This is a genomic window from Marinomonas spartinae (assembly GCF_900089775.1).
In the GTDB taxonomy this organism is placed as follows: domain Bacteria; phylum Pseudomonadota; class Gammaproteobacteria; order Pseudomonadales; family Marinomonadaceae; genus Marinomonas; species Marinomonas spartinae.
Genome location: NZ_FLOB01000001.1, coordinates 548,250 through 567,522, shown reverse-complemented (window position 1 = coordinate 567,522; position 19,273 = coordinate 548,250). Strand labels below are relative to the sequence as shown.

Below are 19,273 nucleotides of genomic sequence, written 5' to 3'. Positions count from 1 at the left end.
TCTCTTTGATCAGGGCATCCAACGGCGAAAGCGAAGTTCGACACGTCGCAGTGCAGCATTAGATACAAGATTAATCACGTAATACAAAGCGGCAGCGGCTAAGAAAAAGGTAAGATAAGAGTGAGTTGAACCTGCCGCCTGTTTAGCGTTGTATAAAAGTTCATTCGTACCGACCACACTGATCAAGGCGCTGTCTTTAACCAAACTAACCCACAAATTAGCCAGACCAGATAAAGCAAATGGTGCCATCATAGGCAAAGTCATTCGCCAAAAAACTCGCTGACGAGTCATCCCCATACATGTAGCTGCTTCGATTTGTCCATGGGGTACAGCCAAAATAGATGAACGAATAATTTCTGACGCATAGGCACCTTGTACTAATCCCAAGACAACAATCGCAACCGGTACACCACCAATGTCTACTTCAGGAAAACCCAGTGCTTGCAGTAATATATTGATACCATGGGAGCCGCTGTAATAAAGCAAAAGAATAAGCAACAACTCAGGCACAGCACGACAAACCGTCGTGTAACCTCGAGCAATCACTTTCATCGACTGGGAACCATGTAGTTTTGCCAATGCCGTTAATACCCCAATCACGAGGCCAACAATAAAGGCACCAATGGAAATTTGTAACGTCACCAACATGCCTTTGAGAAGCGATATTCCCCAGCCTTGGTCGCTAAACCCTAACAATGTAATCCATTCGGACATGAACAATTAACCTTAACGGGGCACCTAAGCGACGCGCCTTATCATGATAATGCAGAGCGGGAAGTGTAAAGCAATGACATAACTTTTGGGGGAGTATTTTGCAAGTCACAATCGAAATTTTTCATCTTCTAAACGAAAAGAAAAAAGCCATCTCCTATTTAAGTGTAAGATGCAACTTTTGTCAGAACCTCATGAGCTCCTAAAGCCCCTACTCCTTTTTAATCGCCGATACATAAAGCGTTGCCATGTGGGCATCAACATAATGCACATAGTCTGTTATGTAGGCACGAGTATAAGGACAACCCTCTTCATTGAAAAATTGGTGCGCTTGCTGCCAAGCCCTCATAACCGCCTGCCGATGCTCTCCCATAGCAGCAAAAGATAGGAATCCTCCCGCCTCTATCGTTATGCTGGTAAGCTCGTAATCCGTTTGGATTACTAGCTCGTCTATATCTTCCACTTTCGCACCAAGAACAAAATCTAAGTCATTATGCGTATTGTTATTGCGATAATGGCAAACACCGTATAATTGACAGTCCTCCTCTAATTGAGGCAAGATCTCAGCAATAAATTGATCCCACAAAGGCCCAATTTTACCCAGATTTGTCATCTCATTATGAGCTGTCGTTTTGATTCTCAACCCTTTAATTTGGATTGTGTCTTTAATTTGATACGCCATACTTTATTCCCAATAGTACATAACCGCTTTCTTTGCGGTGTCCTCTCTAAATACTAAGTAACATTAAGAATGTACCTAGAATCCCCTTCCTAGCCACGACGCCATGAGTGGTATTTTTCTACCCACCGCAGCAACCTATCTGGGGCATGAGCGCGCTTCCACTCACCCGCTACATACTTATTCGCCTCTGCCCATGTTGGGTAGGTATGAATTGTCCCCAATATTTTATTCAGTCCTAAACCATGTTTCATGGCCAACACAAATTCGGCGAGCAGCTCCCCCGCATGCTCGCCAACAATGGTCACACCTAGAATAGTGTCTTTTCCCGGCACAGTTAACACTTTTACAAAGCCTTTCGCTTCGCTTTCAGTAATCGCACGATCCAGACCATCTACGCCATAACACACCTTCTCAAAAGCGATGCCCTTTGCTTTCGCGTCTTGTTCATTTAAACCAACCCGCGCGACTTCAGGATCAATAAAGGTCGTCCAAGGAATCACTCGATAATCCGTACGAAACTTCTTAAAGTGCCCAAATAATCCATTAACGGCTGCGTACCAAGCTTGGTGGGCCGCCACATGGGTAAATTGATAAGGGCCTGCCACATCGCCTGCCGCCAAAATATTCGGGTACAAAGTTTGTAAATAATCATTAGTCACGAGATGTCGTTTGGTTTCGATACCCAACTCTTCTAAGCCATAGCCCGTTAATCGCGCTTCTCTGCCTACAGCACAAATGAGCGCATCGTATTCGACTCTCACCTCTGCGCCATTATGCTCAAGACATACGCATTTTTGACCATTGCTCGTCTCGCAGCGAATGGCCTTGTGCTCTGTCAATAACGTCACCCCATCGTTCGTGAGGCTTGTTCTGGCAAACTCACTTACATCCGCATCCTCTCGGCTAAGAATACGTTTCGAGGGCTCTACTTGTGTCACATAAGACCCCAGACGCGCAAAACTCTGCGCTAACTCACAACCAATTGGCCCACCGCCTAACACCACCAAGCGCTTTGGTGCTTCATCTAACTGTGACAATGTTTCCCATAAGGTATCACTGGTCAGATAGCCGACTTCATCCAATCCAGGAATGTCCGGTACAGTAGGTTTAGAGCCTGTCGCCAGTACAATACTGCGAGTGGTTAAGCGCTGTGTTTCCCCATCCTGACGCTGTATTTCTACCGTCCAAGGATCAATGACTTTGGCGTAACCTTGAATGACATCGACACCAAGCTGAGTGTATCGTTCCACACTATCGTGGGGCTCTATTTCCTCGATAATCGCTTGAATCCGTTCCATAATAGAGCGAAAGGAAAATCGCGGCTCACAGCCTTCTAAGCCGTAATTTGCTCCATGACGCATTTGATGGGCCACTTTGGCACTCTTGATTAACGCTTTGCTGGGCACACAACCATAATTTAGGCAATCTCCGCCCATTTTATGCGCCTCAACCAAACTGACCTTGGCTTTTACTGTCGCAGCAATGTAAGCACTCACCAATCCACCCGCACCTGCACCAATAACAACCAAATTTCGATCAAACTGTTTTGGTTTGGTGTAAGCACGATAAACGCGTCGTGATTTAATCGCATCCGTCAGTTTTTTTGCCAACAGAGGAAACACGCCGAGCAACACAAAAGACAGCAATAAAGAAGGCGACAAAATGCCAGATAAACTGTCCAAGTGACCGATCTGAGTGCCGGCATTCACATACACCAGCGTTCCCGCAAGCATCCCGACTTGACTCACCCAATAAAAGGTCAGTGCTCGGATTCTAGTCAGCCCCATTAATAAATTAATTAAAAAGAAAGGGAAAACAGGCACCAAGCGTAAAGTAAACAGATAAAAGGCACCGTCTCGCTCAATACCTTCATTAATCGTACTAAGACGACCACCAAAACGCTTCTGAACGGCATCTTGCAGCAAATAACGGGACACAAGAAAAGCGCAAGTCGCACCAATCGAACTGGCAAAGGACACCATCAACACCCCCCATACCAGACCAAATAAGGCCCCAGCTGCCAATGTCATAATGGCAGCCCCCGGCAAAGAGAGCGCGGTAACCGCTATGTAGAGTAAAAAGAAAGCACCATACACCAGTAAAGGGCTCTTATTACGCCACACTTCAAACTGTTCTAACCCTGACTTTAAGCCATCCAGTGTCAGCAGACGGTTTAAATCAAAATAGAAAAAGCCGACTACCATCAGCACAATGACAACAAGCAGCCCGATTTTTTTCATATAGCAAATCCATTAAGTCTATGTTGGTGAGTATACGCATTAGACGTCAGAACAGGTCGATTTCTTACAGAGAAAACATGCATTTACTTAATATATTCAAGAAGTGTAATGCCCTATGCACAAATAAGAGGCACTACCTAGGATTTGAAGGTAAACGACCTGCTAAGAAACTAAAAAGCCCACCTAGCACACACAAAAACAGCACCAGCGATACCAAGCCTTCAGTATTCATTAAGGCAATCATGGCGGCGAAACTTGGCGGCCCAATGGAGGCCCCTAAATTTCCTAACTGGGCTATTAAACCGTAGCCTTGGGCCTGTTCGCCCGCAGACCGAGTGACCAATGGAATCATCGACAAAGCCGACCCAGGCACCATACCCGCCGATAGCACCATCAAGCTAACAGACAGCGCAAAAACAATAGGATAAGACTGACTAAAATGGGCGAACACCGCTCCAACAGCAACCGAGGAAAACGCCAACAAGGCGACGCGTTGTGGGCGCATCACATATTGGGATAACGCCCCCGCCAAAAACGTGCCAGCCGTACTGGTTAACGGCAAGGTGATACGCAACAAATTTCTCAGTTTCTCATCCGAAATCAACGTCGGAATATACGTCAGAAGGGACACCAACATACAGGTGTAAAACAAAAACACCAAAGCAGGCAGTAATGTACGGGGCGTCTTATACATATTGCGTAATTGCGTCCAAAAACCTAACGAGGACGGAGCACTTTGATTTTCATAAACCGATTTGTATTGACTGAGTAGCCACCATAAAACAAGCGCCATACTGCCAATGAGCACCCCATGGACAAGCAAAAGCCCCTGTAAACCATAGGCACTCAGTAATTTATTGCCTAGCCAACCGGTTATAGCAAACGCCACCCCAAAAAAGGTGCCCCACAGGCCCATGGTAATAGAACGGTGTTGAGGGGCACTTAATCGCGCAATCATTGTTGGCGCTGCCACTACGACACCTAACTGCGACATGCCTTCTAATACGCGAAGTACCAGCATTGTCATAAAGGATGGCAAAAAGGATTCAAGAACGGACAGCAAAGAACCAATGGCTAGAGCACCCACTAACACATTGAGATATCCCATGCGCCCTGCGACCACACCTGCAGACGCCCCAAAAATCAAGCCGACAATCCCCACCACGGAAATCAACGCCCCGGTCCAAGCAGGGCCTGCTTGATAATGAGTTAACAGTTCATCATAAGAAATGGAAAACTTCGCGAACTGCATCGCCGCTGCGATCCCAGAAACCCATAATAAAACCACCTCAAACCAATGGGTTTTCTGAGGCTGCGCCGTATCAGACATAATCTCTTCCTTTTTACGTATTCATCCCAATGGGAATACGCCAGTGTAATGGATCAAAAAGCTCGCCATTATACACAATATGAGATGTATCAATAACCACTCAAATTAAGCTTGTTGAGCAGGCACCGCTAAAGGTGGCGCTTTCAAGTCACGCAGACGAAGCCCCACATTCCCCAAAATTAACATGATCGCCCCAATAATCTGGTAGCTGGTTAAGCTCATATCTAAAAAGAACCAGTTAATACCTGCCGCAAACACAGGAAACGACATTTCTGCCAAGGTAGCAAATTGCGCGGGGACGGATTTTAATCCCTGATAATAAAACCACATACCAATCAGGCCACTGAGTAATGCCATCACCACGACAAGCCCGACTTTCGTCATGGGCATGGCCATCAGGCTAGACGGCATCATCATGGCTAAAGGCACCAGTACACACAAACCGGATAAAAAGCGTCCTGACAGGATGGCGTTGGCAGGCACCCCTTGATAAGAAAGGTACTTACCACATACGGTAGCAGCGCCCCACGCAGCAACAGCAATTAAGGTAAATCCATAGCCTTTTAAAATATCAATATTGTTATTGGTATAGTGCCACTGAGCGCTGCCAAGGGAATGAATATCTGGCCACATCATGACAAGACTGCCTGCTAAAATCACCACCGCCCAGCGCACAAAATGCCCACGTATACGCTCTTTTAAGAAAAAATAAGCCAGTAAAATCGCGACGATGGGTTGCAGTTTCTGCAGCAAAATAACCACTGTCGGGTTGAGGTAGTGAAAAGCTTGGGTAAACGCCAAGGTGCCCAACGCAGACCCGACACCGCCAATAAAAAATAAGCAGCCAAACGAGGTACGTGATAGATGCCGGAAGGCATAACGGTGACGCAACAATAACGGGCTGGTGACTAGCACCAAGGTCAGATGTTCCATTAGAACTATCTGTAAAGTGGAAAACCCCGCGTTTAGAAGGGGGTAACGAATGAGAGTATCTAATGCCCACGTGAAACACGCGATCATAATAAACAATGTGCCTGCCATCTTGTTTGTCTCCTAAAATTAAGATGCACAGGGGTGATGAGGAATATACCAAACAAAGCAGTACGAAGCGTTCGTCACACACGACGCCTAAAGCACGCATACCAAAGCCGGATGACCTTCATTTAACGGCGCAGCCTTAAACGACTTTCATCGAGCATTAGTCTATCTGGTCGATCTTCTATCATCCGGACTATAACCGTCGGCTCTGGCGTCTCACCAGATCTGCTGACCCTTTTTCCTGCATTCTCCCTTAGGAGATCATCTGAAAAAGGCGCTCGCGGGCTGATTACGAAGCATGGCTTGTAATATACCGCCGGTGGGGAATTTCGCCCCGCCCCGAAGTTCGATTTAGTAACATTCTTCTATTGGTAAATAGAGTGAACTATTACTTTACCGCGACACATCCAGACAGACAACCACAAAAATTTGATCGAATGTATCAAAACAATGAAAACTGATCCCCTGCTTTAGCTGGCACAGTAAACTGATAACAATCAAGCCGACTCAATCGTTCATCAGACAATCCATGTTTGCGTCTCGCTAAATGAAAACGTTGATTAATGATATCGGCAAACAGACCTTCCCCTGTCATGCGCTTACCAAAGCGGCTGTCGTATAGCTTGCCACCGCGCATGTCCATAATACGCTGCAACACATGGGAAGCTCGGTCGGGATAATGCTGTATCAGCCACTCTTCAAACAATGGCGCAACTTCATGGGGTAAACGCAGCATAATGTAGTGAATGGATTGGGCTCCAATGTCTGCTGACGCCTCAACAATCTGTTCCATCTCATGATCATTGATAAACGGAATCACCGGTGCCACCAGCACAGTCACGGGAATGCCCGCCTCACGCAACGCTTTAATCACCTGCAAACGCGTTTTTCCTGAGGCGGTTCTGGGCTCTAGAATGCGCTTTAAATGATTATCTAACGTCGTCACACTGATTGCCACGTGCACCAAACGCTTTTGTGCCATCTCAGTGAGAATATCTAAATCACGCAGAATCAAGGTACTTTTGGTAATCAAAGACACAGGCTGACCATAAGCCAAACATACGGACAACAGCTGGCGCGTAATCTCCAGTTGCTTTTCTATTGGTTGGTAGGCATCGGTATTGATTCCCAACGCAATCGGCTCACAACGATAACTCGGGTGAGCAAGCTCTTTCTCAAGAAGCGCCGCCGCATTCACCTTTGCGGTTAACTTGGTTTCAAAATCCAGCCCTGGCGATAAATCCAAATACGCGTGGCTTGGCCTTGCAAAGCAATAGACACAACCATGCTCACAACCTCGATACGGATTCACCGACAAGGTAAAGGGAATATCCGGGGAGTTATTACGGGTGATAATCGTCTTAGCCGTTTCGTAACGAACTTGTGTTTTAGGCGATGACGTTTCGAGCGCCTCGACAGGAACATCATTTTCGTCCACTTCCACTAAGCTAATGGCAAAACGCCCTGCTAGCTTACTCGCTGTACCACGGCCTTTTATGGGTTTATTGGCAGAAAAATCAGACATAATGGCATTCCAATATACTGTATATAAATACAGCATATTGGCCGTTTTTTCTACACCAATCAAGCTTTCTCTTCAAAAGAAACGATACACTCAACCCCAATAAACTTCATATGAAAAAAATATTGTAAATGCTACAATAAAGCCCAGATATTAGGGACTTTCTCATTTATTTAGGAGGATTATCGGTGGATAAGAAACATCATACTAAACCATCGCAGCCAGCCAGCTTTGAACCAACCGAAAAGGCTTACAAAGAGCTTGAAGAGAGCTTTAAAAAGGCCCGCACTAAAGCCTCACGAAAAGGCAGTAAGCCCTCTCGACTGGATTTTGTAGAGATAATTGATAAAAAATAAAGGATTTATTTTTTATGTCTAATAACGTTAGACTTTTCATAAGAAGAGAACTACAAGAAGAACGAGATAACAACCAATATCTCGATCAGGTATTGAACGACTTTAAACTATATAAAAGTGGTCAAAACATTACATACTTTGGCAAAGATGTGCCTTACCATGACCCTAGACCTTATGCCGAGAGAGCTGGCATACGACACGTACACTTACTAGATAATGTTCGTACTCTAAAAATGCAAGGTAGGGGAAACACAAGTGATCGAGCCATAGTCTATACCGAAGCTTCTATGAACCCTAACATGTTTTATGTTATCGACTTACTCAATGAAAATGCACATGCACAAGCTAGCAGTAGAGTGAGAGATCCGTTGTTAGGTAATAAAACTTACATAGAATGGGTTATAGAAAAAGCCGAACAATTTAGGAATAGTAAATAATGAGTAGCATTAACTTACCAGTAGAATGGAACGAGGGCGACGAATTACCGAATGAAGGCTTGTATTTTGTTGCCATTCGCTATCCTAGTGGATTTGGCTGTTACGACTTTGTCGTCTGGAATGGAGAAGAGTGGGAGCTAGGCTACACTGCTGAAGTTGTCGGCTGGGTAGCAATAGATAATGTGCTATCTCTCATCAAAGCCGGTTGGCCTCAAGGCGACAATGCCGTCAGTGAAGCATTTGAACGCCGTTATATCGAACGCAAAACACAAAGAAAAAATGAAGACGATGAAGACGACTTTGTCGAGGTAACCTGATAAAAACTCTAACAGTCCTTTATCATTAAGATCATCTCTACAAAGGAAATGACCTTCTCGTATCCTGTCACGCTTAATCTTCCCCCTTAAGAAGTCACGGCTGCTTTTTTGATCATCTGAGTGTTCTCGCTGCGATGCTGTTTCATCAGAGCTTTTAAGTTCATTAATAGCATAGGTAATACAATCATTGTGAAAGCGATGTTTGATAACGGGACCGACAACCATACACCTTCACTACCCAAAAACCTTGGTAAAATAAATAAGAAAGGCAATTGCACGATCATGTTCCCGACAGAGACAAACAAGGCTTGGCCGCTTTTTCCTACCGCCACAAAGTAAATCGACGCCATAAATAAGAAGCCATCTAAAAATATCGCCATCTCAGCCGTCGCCACTCCTGTTCCTCTATCATTATGAGGATGCACACTCACCGTTATATGATCTAAACAGGAAAATTGCATCATAAAATACTCAATTTGATCGGCAAAAACGTTGGGGGTATTGACCTCAACTGTGGTTGGCAAATTCAAAATAAGCGGCCGATCCTCACTGGGTTGCCAGACACTGGCGACCGCTTCACAAATTTCCAAAGCAAAGTCAGCCTCCGTAAAACAAAAGGTTTCCGGTGAGTACTCAAAGGTCCAATGTGTGTCGGGCTGCTTATCGCACAGCGCTTTAATTTGCTTGGCACCACGCACCGCCATGGCGATGGTTTCCGCTTTGCTTTGCTGAAACACAACTTCTCGAAAGACTGGTGCTGTGGCATTGTATAAATGCACGATGGCCTTGGGCGCACCTTGAAGTACCTGCATGGTCCGATCAATCAGATCTGACCTTGATTGAGTCATTACCTGAATCGTGACATCCGCAGGAATATGCCTGCCATCAATTAAAAAGCGGACGAAATCAAAGTCAGTTTGAGATGCTGCGGGAAAGGCAACTTCGATTTCCTTAAATCCGCATTCAACAAGATGCTTAAAAAAACGCAGTTTTTTGGCATGATCCATTGGATTGGCGAGGGCCTGGTTGCCATCTCGTAAATCCGTAGAACACCAGCGTGGTGGCGTCGTTAAACGTTTTGATGGCCAAGTTCGCGAAGGCAAATCCAAGATCTTAGCCGCAGAATATTTGTCCTCTGGATGTATTAACATGTTTGCTCCTCAATATCTGATGTTATGAGCCATTCATGCTAATCAACCCACTTTTATCTGTCTGAAGCGAATTAGACAAAAATCATCGCCAGACAGACAAAAACAATTTGTTGAAATAAAGTCCGTTAAGACAATAACCTTTCTTAGATAAAAAAAGGGGCTTTCGCCCCCGAAAATAGAAGATGTAATCTGATTCGATGAAAGGTTATCTCTCATCAAGACCAATTGACCTTCTCGTATCCTGTCACGCTTATCGAAAGCCCCACCTCTAAACTGACAGATTGGATTATTGGGCAACCCCGTCAATTGATGACAAATCCCCCAAACGAAAGAGCAATATAATGACAATGGCGATCCCTATAAATGACTCGCTTACTCAATGATAAAGCCTGGCATTTTTATGGAAAATACCAAGCTTATAAAAGGAAGCCATCAATAGATAATTACTTCACTTTTAGCAAAGACAGAATCGCGGTTAACTCTGCTACCGCTTTAGAACTATTAGCATTACTGCTTTCTAGCTCACTCACAATATCCTTGAGCTTCGCGGAAGAGTCGTTGATGCCAATCAAGTTCCGGTTAATATCCTCAGCGACGTTCGATTGCTGTTCTGCTGCAGACGCTACTTGGATTGTGTTATCCGAAATTCCAGCGACTCTTTCGTTTACAACACCCAATTTCTCTGCACTTTCAATTGATGAGGTAACTGTTTGCCGAGCATTTTCTTGGCTCTTCACTATCAACTCCACAGCCGATTGAACGTCCTGCTGCAAGCCTTTGATTAACTCATCAACCTCTTCTGTTGATTCCTGTGTCCGCGCCGCTAGGTTGCGCACTTCATCAGCCACCACCGCAAAGCCTCGACCTTGCTCACCTGCCCGAGCAGCCTCAATGGCAGCATTCAATGCAAGCAGGTTGGTTTGCTCTGCAATGGCTCGAATAGTATCCAAAATGCTATAAATAGAATCACTTCGTTGAGAGACTTGTGCAACTTGATTACTGGCATCGTTTAACTGATCCGCCAAACCTTCTACCATTTGTCTATTAGATTGAACAAGCTCAAATGACTCAGTTAAATATTGGCTAATTTCCGTTGCCGCTTGTCCATTATCCCGAGCCAATGTGGCCACTTCCGTTGCAGAGCTGGACATTTCAGTGACAGCGGTGACCACAGAATGTATCTGTTCCGCCTGAACAAAAGTGGACTGATGGGCGATCGCTGTCGCCTTGGTAAACTCATCATTCGTCGTAGCAACCACATCTCGCTGCTGGATAAGGCGAGTAATCATGCCCTGCAATTTCTCCGTGAACTGATTAAACCCTTGTGCCAACAGCATGAGCTCTAAATGTTTCTGCGTATCTAAACGCTGGGTTAAATCCCCTTCTTCTGATGCCAGTTTTTCCATTCGTAAGGCAATGCTGCGTAGCGGTGAAGTCACCGTATTGACGACTAAAAAAACTAATACAAGTCCAACCAATAGAAGTCCAATAGACAAACCAATGAACAAAGTGATTGAGCTTTGTGTTTTTTCATCAAGCTGACCAGACATTTTGATCACAGGCGCCAACAATACTGAGGTTGGAACGGAAACATAAATTTTCCAAACCTCAGGAGCCGTATTGATGGTCATACTATCACTGTATACCCATTGTTTTTCGCCTTTTTTGAGCCCTGCTTTCTGACCAGCAAACATCAACCCTGTTTTGTTAATGTTCTTACCAATCGCATCAGGCAATTCGCTGGATCCTACTATCAACCCTTTTTCACTGACAATAGTGATATTACCGGCACCGCCAAACAAATTGTGGGTGAGTTGACTTAGCTTTTTTTGAATCGCAGACAAATTGATATCCGCCCCCACCATGCCGACAAACTTGCCATCTGCCAAAATGGGTGCTGAATAGGTAGTCATCAATACTTTTTGTCCACTTGTCAGTTCGAATAAATAAGGGTCTAGTAAACATGATTTTTTCGTATCCATAGGACACAAATACCATTCTGATACTCGAACGCCATTTTCATCTTTGTCCTGAACATATTTAAGGGCAGGATCTCCCGTACTATAAATATATTTACCGTCATCACCTTTTAACCAATAGGTATCTAACGTACCAACAGAAGACGTATAATCGCCTTTCCCCATCGACTCTTTATCTTTTCCATCGTATCCATTTGGCTCAAATTGTGCATACAACGAATCCATATCTGGCGCACTTTTTAACAAAGACAGAGTCATATCTTTGACTTCTTGTCGAGCAAAAGGGACACCACCATTGCCCACCGCCGTATCCTTTAGCACTCTAGCAAAGCTCGAGACAATCGCAGCAGTATTACCAAGATAACTGGCTACTTGGGATCGTACCTCGGTGGCTGCAGACTCTAGTGACAGGCCAGCTTGATCTTCTTGATATACTTTTAACTCATTAGAAGAAAAATCACTCAAAGAACGAATTGAATGAGCTGATAAATAAATAAGGATACCTATAAGACAGGCAAAGAAGACACCTGTTATTACCACCAGCTTTACTCTGATGCTGAATTTAGACATTGAGACACCTCGGGCCAAATTGAATAGACTTTCCAAGCTTCCTTGTCACTGAAAAACACAGTTTTGTATTAGATAGCACCCAGAAAAGGATAGATTGAAACTGGATACCTACCTTTAAATATCAATATTTCTTTATGATATTCATACTGTAGACCCTTTACAGAAATCGTACTGTAGACTTTTTGTAATAAATCATTGTTATTTTTCTTCTAAAAAATCGACTAAATAGTCAAAGTTATCTAGTCGTTTTGATATGAAAGACAAATATCAGATGTCTCATAAATAATGATTTAATATTAAAAAAGCGCACGGCAATATGAGAATGGAAGCTAATAATTAAAGCGCTAACTCATTGTAGAGGGTGGTCTTGTCCCAACAAGCGTTGGCATAGCGTCTCGTATGATATCGAGAAACGTTCGTAGACGTGCTGGGTAGTAGCTTGCATAAGGGTAAATAAGATACACAGGTAAGGGAGTAGCATGCCACTGTGGCAGTAAATGCACCAATGCCCCTGAAGCAATATCATCATTGACCACCCAAGCAGAAGTCACCCCCGCACCGAGCCCTGACAAAAGTGCATGGCGCATAGCATATAAGCTATCAGTGCTAAGTTTTGGGGAGATCGTTAGTTGGTAAAGATCGTGCTCACGATCACTTTGCAGCATCACCTTCGTACGGTAAAACGTACTCAGAGCAATCCAAGGTAAAACAGTCAAATCCTGAACTTGCTGAATCTCAGGGAATTGTCTCAGTAATTGGGGCGATGCCACAACAATCCGGGGTATCTCTGCTAATAAAACGGCCACCATAGAAGGATCGGTCAGCTCCCCCACATGAATCGCGCAATCAATACCATCATTGATAAAGTCGGGGGAATGATCATTAAGCATCCATTCCACTGACATACTGTTGTAGCGATTTAAATAGTCGACTAACGGCACAATAAGCTGATCTTGCCCAAAGGCATGGGGCGCCCTTACCCGCAATGTACCAACAGGCTCGTCTTTGGCGTTATTAACGTCGTCTTCAAGGGCGTTCCAACCGTCAATTAACGTTTTGGCATGCTGGTAACAGCGTTCTCCATCGTCGGTCAGTTTCATTGCATGGGTGGTTCGCAGAATCAGTTTTGAACCAAGCAAGTTCTCTAGAGACTGCAAGCGTCGGCTAACGGTTGGCTGGGAAGTACCAAGTTGATTCGCCGCTGCCGATAAGCTGCCACTTTCTACAATTCGAACATAAGTTTGCATCAGTTCTATACGGTCGATGCTACCGAGTTTTGATCTCTTCATACGAGATACGTATAACAGTTTTACCTATGAGCTGGCTACCAAAATAATGCCAACAAGTTAAAAATAGCCGCGCTCCCATTCAGATCATTCACTCAGAGGTGAATAAAACATGTCATCGCAAAGAACCATGGATAATATCACGACTCAACAAACACCTACGTTATCCAAAAGCCTTGTATTTACTATGGCAACCGGTGCAGGGCTCAGCGTTGCCTCCATCTATTACAACCAACCTATGCTGGGCAATATTGGCGCGACCTTTCATGCCGATGTCAGTGCTACAGGTTTTATTCCAACGTTCACACAAGTTGGCTACGCCTTGGGCATTCTGTTTCTGATCCCACTGGGGGATCGCTTTGATCGACGCAATGTGATTGCCATCAAAAGCCTACTATTAGCACTTGCCTTATTCTTATGCTCGATTATGCCAAGTCTGAATAACGTATTAGTTGCCAGTTTAGCTATCGGCATCATGGCGACTATGGCACAAGATATCGTGCCTGCAGCTGCAAACTTAGCGCCAGAAGCTAAGCGGGGGAAAACGGTTGGCACGGTTATGACAGGCTTGCTGGTTGGGATTCTGCTATCTCGTGTAATCAGTGGTGCGGTAAGCCAATATTTGGGCTGGCAAGCCATGTATCAATTAGCCGCATTGAGTATTTTGCTCATTGGATTGAGTTTATGGCGTATTTTGCCCTCATTCGAAGTGCATTCCAGTTTGAGCTATCCAGGGTTATTAAAGTCCATGCTGACACTATGGAAGCGCCATGATGGACTACGCCGTGCGGCATTCGCGCAAGGCCTATTATCCGTTGGCTTTAGTGCTTTTTGGTCCACCCTTGCGGTCATGCTCCACACACACTACGGCCTAGGCAGCGCGGTCGCGGGAGCATTTGGCTTAGCAGGGGCAGCAGGAGCATTAGCGGCCCCATTAGCGGGAACACTAGCGGACAAAAGTGGCCCCGCTCGTGTCACACAAATAGGTTGCGCTATGTTCGCAATGTCATTCGCCATTATGTTTTTATTACCTTATTTCCCTGTGAACGGCCAAATTGCACTGATCATCGTCAGTGCGCTGGGGTTTGATCTAGGAATACAGGCAACATTGGTTTCCCATCAATCTCTGGTATATGGCCTTGATCCTACCGCCCGTGGTCGCCTCAATGCTCTGTTATTTACTGGGATGTTTATTGGCATGTCCATTGGTTCAGTTCTAGGCAGCCAAGCCCTAGCTTTGCTCGGTTGGAACGGTGTAGTGGCTGTCGCGACCATTACCGGTATTTTGGCTTTCATCATTCGCATAACGGATCGCGCCGTGTAATGGACTTTGCATGTTACGTTCATGGTCCAGCAGCCAGCGCTTTCTTTCTAAACCGCCACCGTAACCTGTTAAGCTGCCATCTTTACCAATCACTCGATGACAAGGAATCATAATGGAAACGCGGTTCGCCCCATTGGCCGATGCGACAGCCCGCACCGCTTTGGGGTTACCAATTAACAAGGCCTGATGCTGATAGCTGGCGGTATGGCCACAGGGAATCTGCTGCAACGCTTGCCATACGGCGTTCTGAAAATCCGTCCCAGGTGTGTCTAACGCGACACTAAAGTCACGTCGTTCTCCCGCAAAGTACTCCTCCAATTGCTGCTTGGCCAATAAAGTATGCTCATTCACACCAGCCATGATGGGGGCTTTCAGGTAACGTTGTAGATCTTTGAATTCCGTTTCTAACATACGTCGGTCGACAAACTCTAACAAGCAAATCCCCCGTTTGGTGGCCCCCACAAACATAGGCCCCAGCGGAGTAGTCAGCCGATCAAGCAAGATCACATCCTGCTCTAATGACGCTTTGGGGGAGTGCCCCACCAATTTCTTAAAGGTATAACCAAAACCGCTTAACGATTCATAACCATGGTCAAATGCTGTTTGTGTGGTTTGTTTTCCTTGGCGCAGCTCTTCATAGGCGAAATTGATGCGATACATGCGCTGAAATGTTTGGAAAGTCATTCCATAATGTTGATTAAACCAACGTCGTAAAAAAATAGGCCGGATGCCCGCTTCTTCAAGTTGATCATCAGTGATTTTCGCTTTCGGACAATCGCGCACTAGATTCATCGCAATTTGTACTTCACGAGGGGCCTCATGGCTGTTTTCTGTCGGTTTACAGACCTTGCATGGTCGAAAACCAGCTGCCATGGTTTCCTTTAACTCCGTATAGAACAGCACATTCTCACGCTTTGGTTTACGGGCTCGACAGGTGGCAATACAAAAAATAGACGTGGTTTGTACCGCCACAAAAAACGTTCCCACAAAACTAGGGTCACGCTCAATCAAAGCCTTGTAGTAACAATCTGCTTGCTTTTCATCGGTGATTAACATGGCAATTCTCTCATCAGTAATAGTTGGAGCCTTTTACACAACACCACCTGCTAGCATGGCGTTTCATCCAGTATCAGTAAGGTTATAGGGTACCGACCAGACACGACAACCGAAAACTGAACAAGTATTTTTTGGCTGAAAACAAGCAAGCTCCCATACACTGCCAGCCACAGACAAAAAAGCTCTGTTGCCGTGGGACAACAGAGCTTTTTTTAGCCTCACTGATGAACTAGAACTTAGTCGATTTAAACCTCGCCACCATTCCTTGAAGCTCCTGAGATAGTTCATTTAGCATAGAGGCCGTCTGCGACACTTGCTCCGCAAGGGTATTGGTCTTCACCGTTCCATCATGAATCACCATCACATTGGTATTAATCTCTTCTGCAACTAAATGCTGCTCTTCTGCCGAAGCGCTGATTTGAATCATCATGTCTTTAATGGTTAATACCGACTCTAAAATTTGCTCAAAGACGGTATATGTCTGTGAGGCTAAATCCACCGACCCTTTGGCAACCATCACACTTTGGCTCATTTTATTTGCGGCAATACCGGTTTGCTCCTGCAATCGATTGACCAATTTATCAATCTCTTCTGTCGACTCAGCCGTGCGGCCCGCCAAGGTGCGCACTTCATCCGCGACCACCGCAAAACCGCGACCTTGTTCGCCCGCTCTCGCCGCCTCAATCGCTGCGTTTAATGCGAGTAGATTAGTCTGTTCTGCAATAGCTTTGATGGTATCCAGAATCCCCACAATGTTATTCGACTCTTGTGACAAGGTCTTCATAGACTCATTAGAGCCATTTAACTCGCTCTCTAATTGGCGCAGTGAATCCATGGTTTGCTGAATGAGCTTATTCCCACGCTGTACCTGAGTTTCACTATGTTCAGCGGCACTTGCCGCATTGTTACAATTGGAGGCAACTTCATTGGCGGTCGCTACCATTTCATTAAACGCCGTGGAAACATGGTCCACCGAATTCACTTGATGAGAAGCAACATCACTCATTTCTGCCGCCAATGACTCAGATTGATGAGCAACATTAGCAATTTTCTCGCATGAGCCTTTAGAGTGTCCGACAATATCGTCAATTGACGCCACAAACTGATTAAAAGCTTCGGCCATTTGCGCCGACTCATCTTTAGATTCAACCGCTAAACGTTGGGTCAAATCCCCTTCACCATGACTAATATTCGTTAAACGTTCGGCCATGACATTAATAGGACGAACAACAATATTGGTTAGTAACATTCCCAAAATCGCAAAAATCGCAATCATCACCCCCGCCACACCGATGGTCACCCACATCAGATGATTCGCCTGAGCGTAAACCGCACTGCTGGGTATTAAACCGATAAACTTCCAGCCTAATTTAGGAGATATATGCAGACTGGCAAACCAAGTATGACCATCAATGGTGATTTTCTGCAGTGATTTATCCGACGTCACTTGGCTGTATGGGCGGGACGCATCGTTAATGGATTTGAAATTGTTCTTAGGGTTAGAAGGATCGGCTAAAATCGTCCCAGAGTCTTCCACCATGACCACATACCCGTCTCCCCCAAATTTGACGGTTGCGAGTAACTCCGTCAGTTTTTTAAGCGTCACATCGACCCCAACGGAGCCATAAAAACCATCTTTTCCATCGAATCGTTGTACATAATCCACTAAAGGGGCACCCGTAAATGCGTCTCGATAAGCCGGAATACGAACAGGCTTATCACCTTTATCGTTTATAGAGAGTTTATACCAACTCCTCTCCAACGGATTATAGTGATCGACACTATTGCCTTGAGGCCATTGCAAATAACCTTTATCGTTTGAGCCCAACCAAATATAGGCCAGATCTGGATGGGTTTGACCAAAGGCATCCATTAATTCAAATGCCTTTTTTTCAAGCGGTGAGTTTGATAGCGGTGTCATCTTTTGTACGGGCTTATCAGCGTAGCTGAAAATGCTGCCTGGCGTGAGCTGTGTCAGCTCATTGGTACGAGCAAAAAAGGCTGCATTTTCTGATAAGTTATTCAGATACATGGAAAATAAGGCGTCCACGTAGCCCATTTCCGTTTGGCTTTGCTGTTCAAATCGCGTCTCAGCATCAGAGCGGACCTGACTGATGACGATGAGCGATACAATGAAAACTGGAAATATCACGCCAGCTAATAGAAGTGCGATGATTTTTTTTCTTATAGTCATTTAAAGCCCCAATTGTTGATAAAACAGCTTATTTTTATCCAATTTTTCATAAAGCTCCCTTTCATTATGTATAGCAGAATATCCTTTGCTCGGAGAAAAAAACAAGAAATATATAGTTTGTTTATCAATAGCCAAAAGTCGACTTGTGAAACAATACTCCCTTTTGAGAGCAAACTTAATAACCGAAGTCATGATCATACGCTTCAGTTATATTACTTGTGATCAATCAGTTACCATAGGTGGCCTCTAACAAATTATCAGAAGGACCACTTCTAGCAAAGCCTTTTCAGAGATTTGATTGACAAGAATAAAACACCATTAATGTCACAACGTGTGACATGAAGTTGAAAGGGATTAATGTCATACTAGAAACGTATATGATTTAAACCAAATCTTAGTAAAACACCTCTTTTACTAAAAACAGAGGACTTAGTATGACAAAGTCAATAACACTACACCTACCCGATTCCCCCAAGCGACTCATTTTATTACTACATGGTGTCGGCGCCTCGCCAGAGAGTATGGCCCCGTTAGGAGAGCTCTTGGCAAGACAATTTGATCGGGCGGCTATCATTTCGGTGCAAGCACCTGATGCATCCGATTTTGGACAAGGCTTTCAATGGTTTTCCGTCCAAGGTGTTACAGAAGAAAACCGCTTTGAGCGCATCCGCACAGTAATGCCACGATTTGTAGAAAGCGTGCAATATTGGCAAACTCAGACCAAGGTCCCCGCCGATCGGACAACGTTAATAGGCTTTTCACAAGGCGCTATTATGGCACTATCCTCTACACAAATGGTCGATGATCCTTTAGCCTCATGTATTATCTCGTTATCCGGCCGCTTAGCTAATCGGCCAACTAAAGCACCGAAAAACACACGCATACACTTTTTACACGGTGACCAAGATCCAGTAATAGATAGCCAGTTCGCTCAACAGGCCCACGCGGAATTGTCTAAGCTTGGTGCCGACACCACCTTTGATTTGATCGCTAATTTGGTGCACACCATCAATCAGACAGAAGTACATTTCATTATTCGATATCTACAAGATGAAATACGATAATCTTATCTAACCACTG

The 19,273-nt window shown here is 44.8% G+C and carries 16 protein-coding genes and 1 riboswitch; of the genes, 5 read left to right on the top strand and 11 right to left on the bottom strand.

What is annotated here, in order from left to right:
- Nucleotides 1-9 precede the first annotated feature (9 nt).
- From MSP8886_RS02555 to MSP8886_RS02530, 6 genes are all read right to left on the bottom strand, one after another.
- On the bottom strand, nt 10-714 hold the full coding sequence (locus MSP8886_RS02555; protein WP_067012353.1) for an ABC transporter permease: 705 nt from the start codon (nt 712-714) through the stop codon (nt 10-12).
- Between the two features lie 208 nt (nt 715-922).
- Nucleotides 923-1,393 carry a GyrI-like domain-containing protein gene (locus tag MSP8886_RS02550; RefSeq protein ID WP_067012351.1) on the bottom strand — a complete coding sequence of 157 codons (471 nt, stop codon included), beginning with the start codon at nt 1,391-1,393 and terminating at the stop codon, nt 923-925.
- A gap of 89 nt (nt 1,394-1,482) precedes the next feature.
- Nucleotides 1,483-3,633 (bottom strand): dihydrolipoyl dehydrogenase family protein, encoded by a 2,151-nt coding sequence (locus MSP8886_RS02545; protein ID WP_067012349.1) that lies wholly within the window; start codon nt 3,631-3,633, stop codon nt 1,483-1,485.
- 133 nt (nt 3,634-3,766) lie between these two features.
- Complete coding sequence (locus tag MSP8886_RS02540) at nt 3,767-4,963, bottom strand: MFS transporter (protein ID WP_067012347.1); 1,197 nt, start codon at nt 4,961-4,963, stop codon at nt 3,767-3,769.
- Nucleotides 4,964-5,068: 105 nt separating this feature from the next.
- Entirely contained in the window at nt 5,069-6,004 is a 936-nt protein-coding gene (locus tag MSP8886_RS02535; protein ID WP_067012345.1) for a DMT family transporter, read from the bottom strand.
- 169 nt (nt 6,005-6,173) lie between these two features.
- A riboswitch (FMN riboswitch) is annotated at nt 6,174-6,352 on the bottom strand.
- Nucleotides 6,353-6,443: 91 nt separating this feature from the next.
- Nucleotides 6,444-7,526 (bottom strand): PA0069 family radical SAM protein, encoded by a 1,083-nt coding sequence (locus MSP8886_RS02530; protein ID WP_067012992.1) that lies wholly within the window; start codon nt 7,524-7,526, stop codon nt 6,444-6,446.
- A gap of 185 nt (nt 7,527-7,711) precedes the next feature.
- Between MSP8886_RS02530 and MSP8886_RS22245 the strand changes: the two genes are divergently transcribed.
- The 3 genes from MSP8886_RS22245 to MSP8886_RS02520 are packed head-to-tail and all read left to right on the top strand — an operon-like array spanning nt 7,712 to nt 8,633.
- Nucleotides 7,712-7,879, top strand: a complete 168-nt coding sequence (locus tag MSP8886_RS22245; protein ID WP_175365247.1) for a hypothetical protein — start codon at nt 7,712-7,714, stop codon at nt 7,877-7,879.
- A 14-nt stretch (nt 7,880-7,893) separates the two neighbouring features.
- A complete protein-coding gene (locus MSP8886_RS02525; RefSeq protein ID WP_067012343.1) occupies nt 7,894-8,316 on the top strand; it encodes a type II toxin-antitoxin system YafO family toxin in 423 nt (140 codons plus the stop codon).
- On the top strand, nt 8,316-8,633 hold the full coding sequence (locus tag MSP8886_RS02520; protein ID WP_067012341.1) for a hypothetical protein: 318 nt from the start codon (nt 8,316-8,318) through the stop codon (nt 8,631-8,633). Before MSP8886_RS02525 ends, MSP8886_RS02520 begins: the two co-directional genes overlap by 1 nt.
- An 86-nt stretch (nt 8,634-8,719) precedes the next feature.
- Here MSP8886_RS02520 and MSP8886_RS02515 read toward each other — a convergent pair whose 3' ends face one another.
- From MSP8886_RS02515 to MSP8886_RS02505, 3 genes are all read right to left on the bottom strand, one after another.
- Nucleotides 8,720-9,784 carry a hydroxymethylglutaryl-CoA lyase-like TIM-barrel protein gene (locus MSP8886_RS02515; protein ID WP_083200738.1) on the bottom strand — a complete coding sequence of 355 codons (1,065 nt, stop codon included), beginning with the start codon at nt 9,782-9,784 and terminating at the stop codon, nt 8,720-8,722.
- Between the two features lie 443 nt (nt 9,785-10,227).
- Nucleotides 10,228-12,333, bottom strand: a complete 2,106-nt coding sequence (locus MSP8886_RS02510; RefSeq protein ID WP_067012339.1) for a methyl-accepting chemotaxis protein — start codon at nt 12,331-12,333, stop codon at nt 10,228-10,230.
- A 344-nt stretch (nt 12,334-12,677) separates the two neighbouring features.
- Nucleotides 12,678-13,622 carry a LysR family transcriptional regulator gene (locus tag MSP8886_RS02505; RefSeq protein ID WP_067012337.1) on the bottom strand — a complete coding sequence of 315 codons (945 nt, stop codon included), beginning with the start codon at nt 13,620-13,622 and terminating at the stop codon, nt 12,678-12,680.
- 109 nt (nt 13,623-13,731) lie between these two features.
- On the opposite strand from MSP8886_RS02505, the gene MSP8886_RS21840 reads away from it, so the two are divergent.
- Complete coding sequence (locus MSP8886_RS21840; RefSeq protein ID WP_083200736.1) at nt 13,732-14,943, top strand: MFS transporter; 1,212 nt, start codon at nt 13,732-13,734, stop codon at nt 14,941-14,943.
- On the opposite strand, the gene MSP8886_RS02495 is transcribed toward MSP8886_RS21840, so the two are convergent.
- Nucleotides 14,851-15,999 (bottom strand): bifunctional transcriptional activator/DNA repair enzyme AdaA, encoded by a 1,149-nt coding sequence (locus tag MSP8886_RS02495; protein WP_083200734.1) that lies wholly within the window; start codon nt 15,997-15,999, stop codon nt 14,851-14,853. The two genes, MSP8886_RS21840 and MSP8886_RS02495, sit on opposite strands and share 93 nt — an antisense overlap.
- Before the next feature lie 229 nt (nt 16,000-16,228).
- Entirely contained in the window at nt 16,229-18,193 is a 1,965-nt protein-coding gene (locus MSP8886_RS02490; RefSeq protein WP_067012334.1) for a methyl-accepting chemotaxis protein, read from the bottom strand.
- A gap of 434 nt (nt 18,194-18,627) precedes the next feature.
- Here MSP8886_RS02490 and ypfH point away from each other — a divergent pair, with 434 nt between their 5' ends.
- The gene (ypfH, locus tag MSP8886_RS02480; protein WP_067012329.1) at nt 18,628-19,257 is read left to right on the top strand and encodes an esterase; all 630 of its coding nucleotides are present in this window, start codon (nt 18,628-18,630) and stop codon (nt 19,255-19,257) included.
- Nucleotides 19,258-19,273 lie beyond the last annotated feature (16 nt).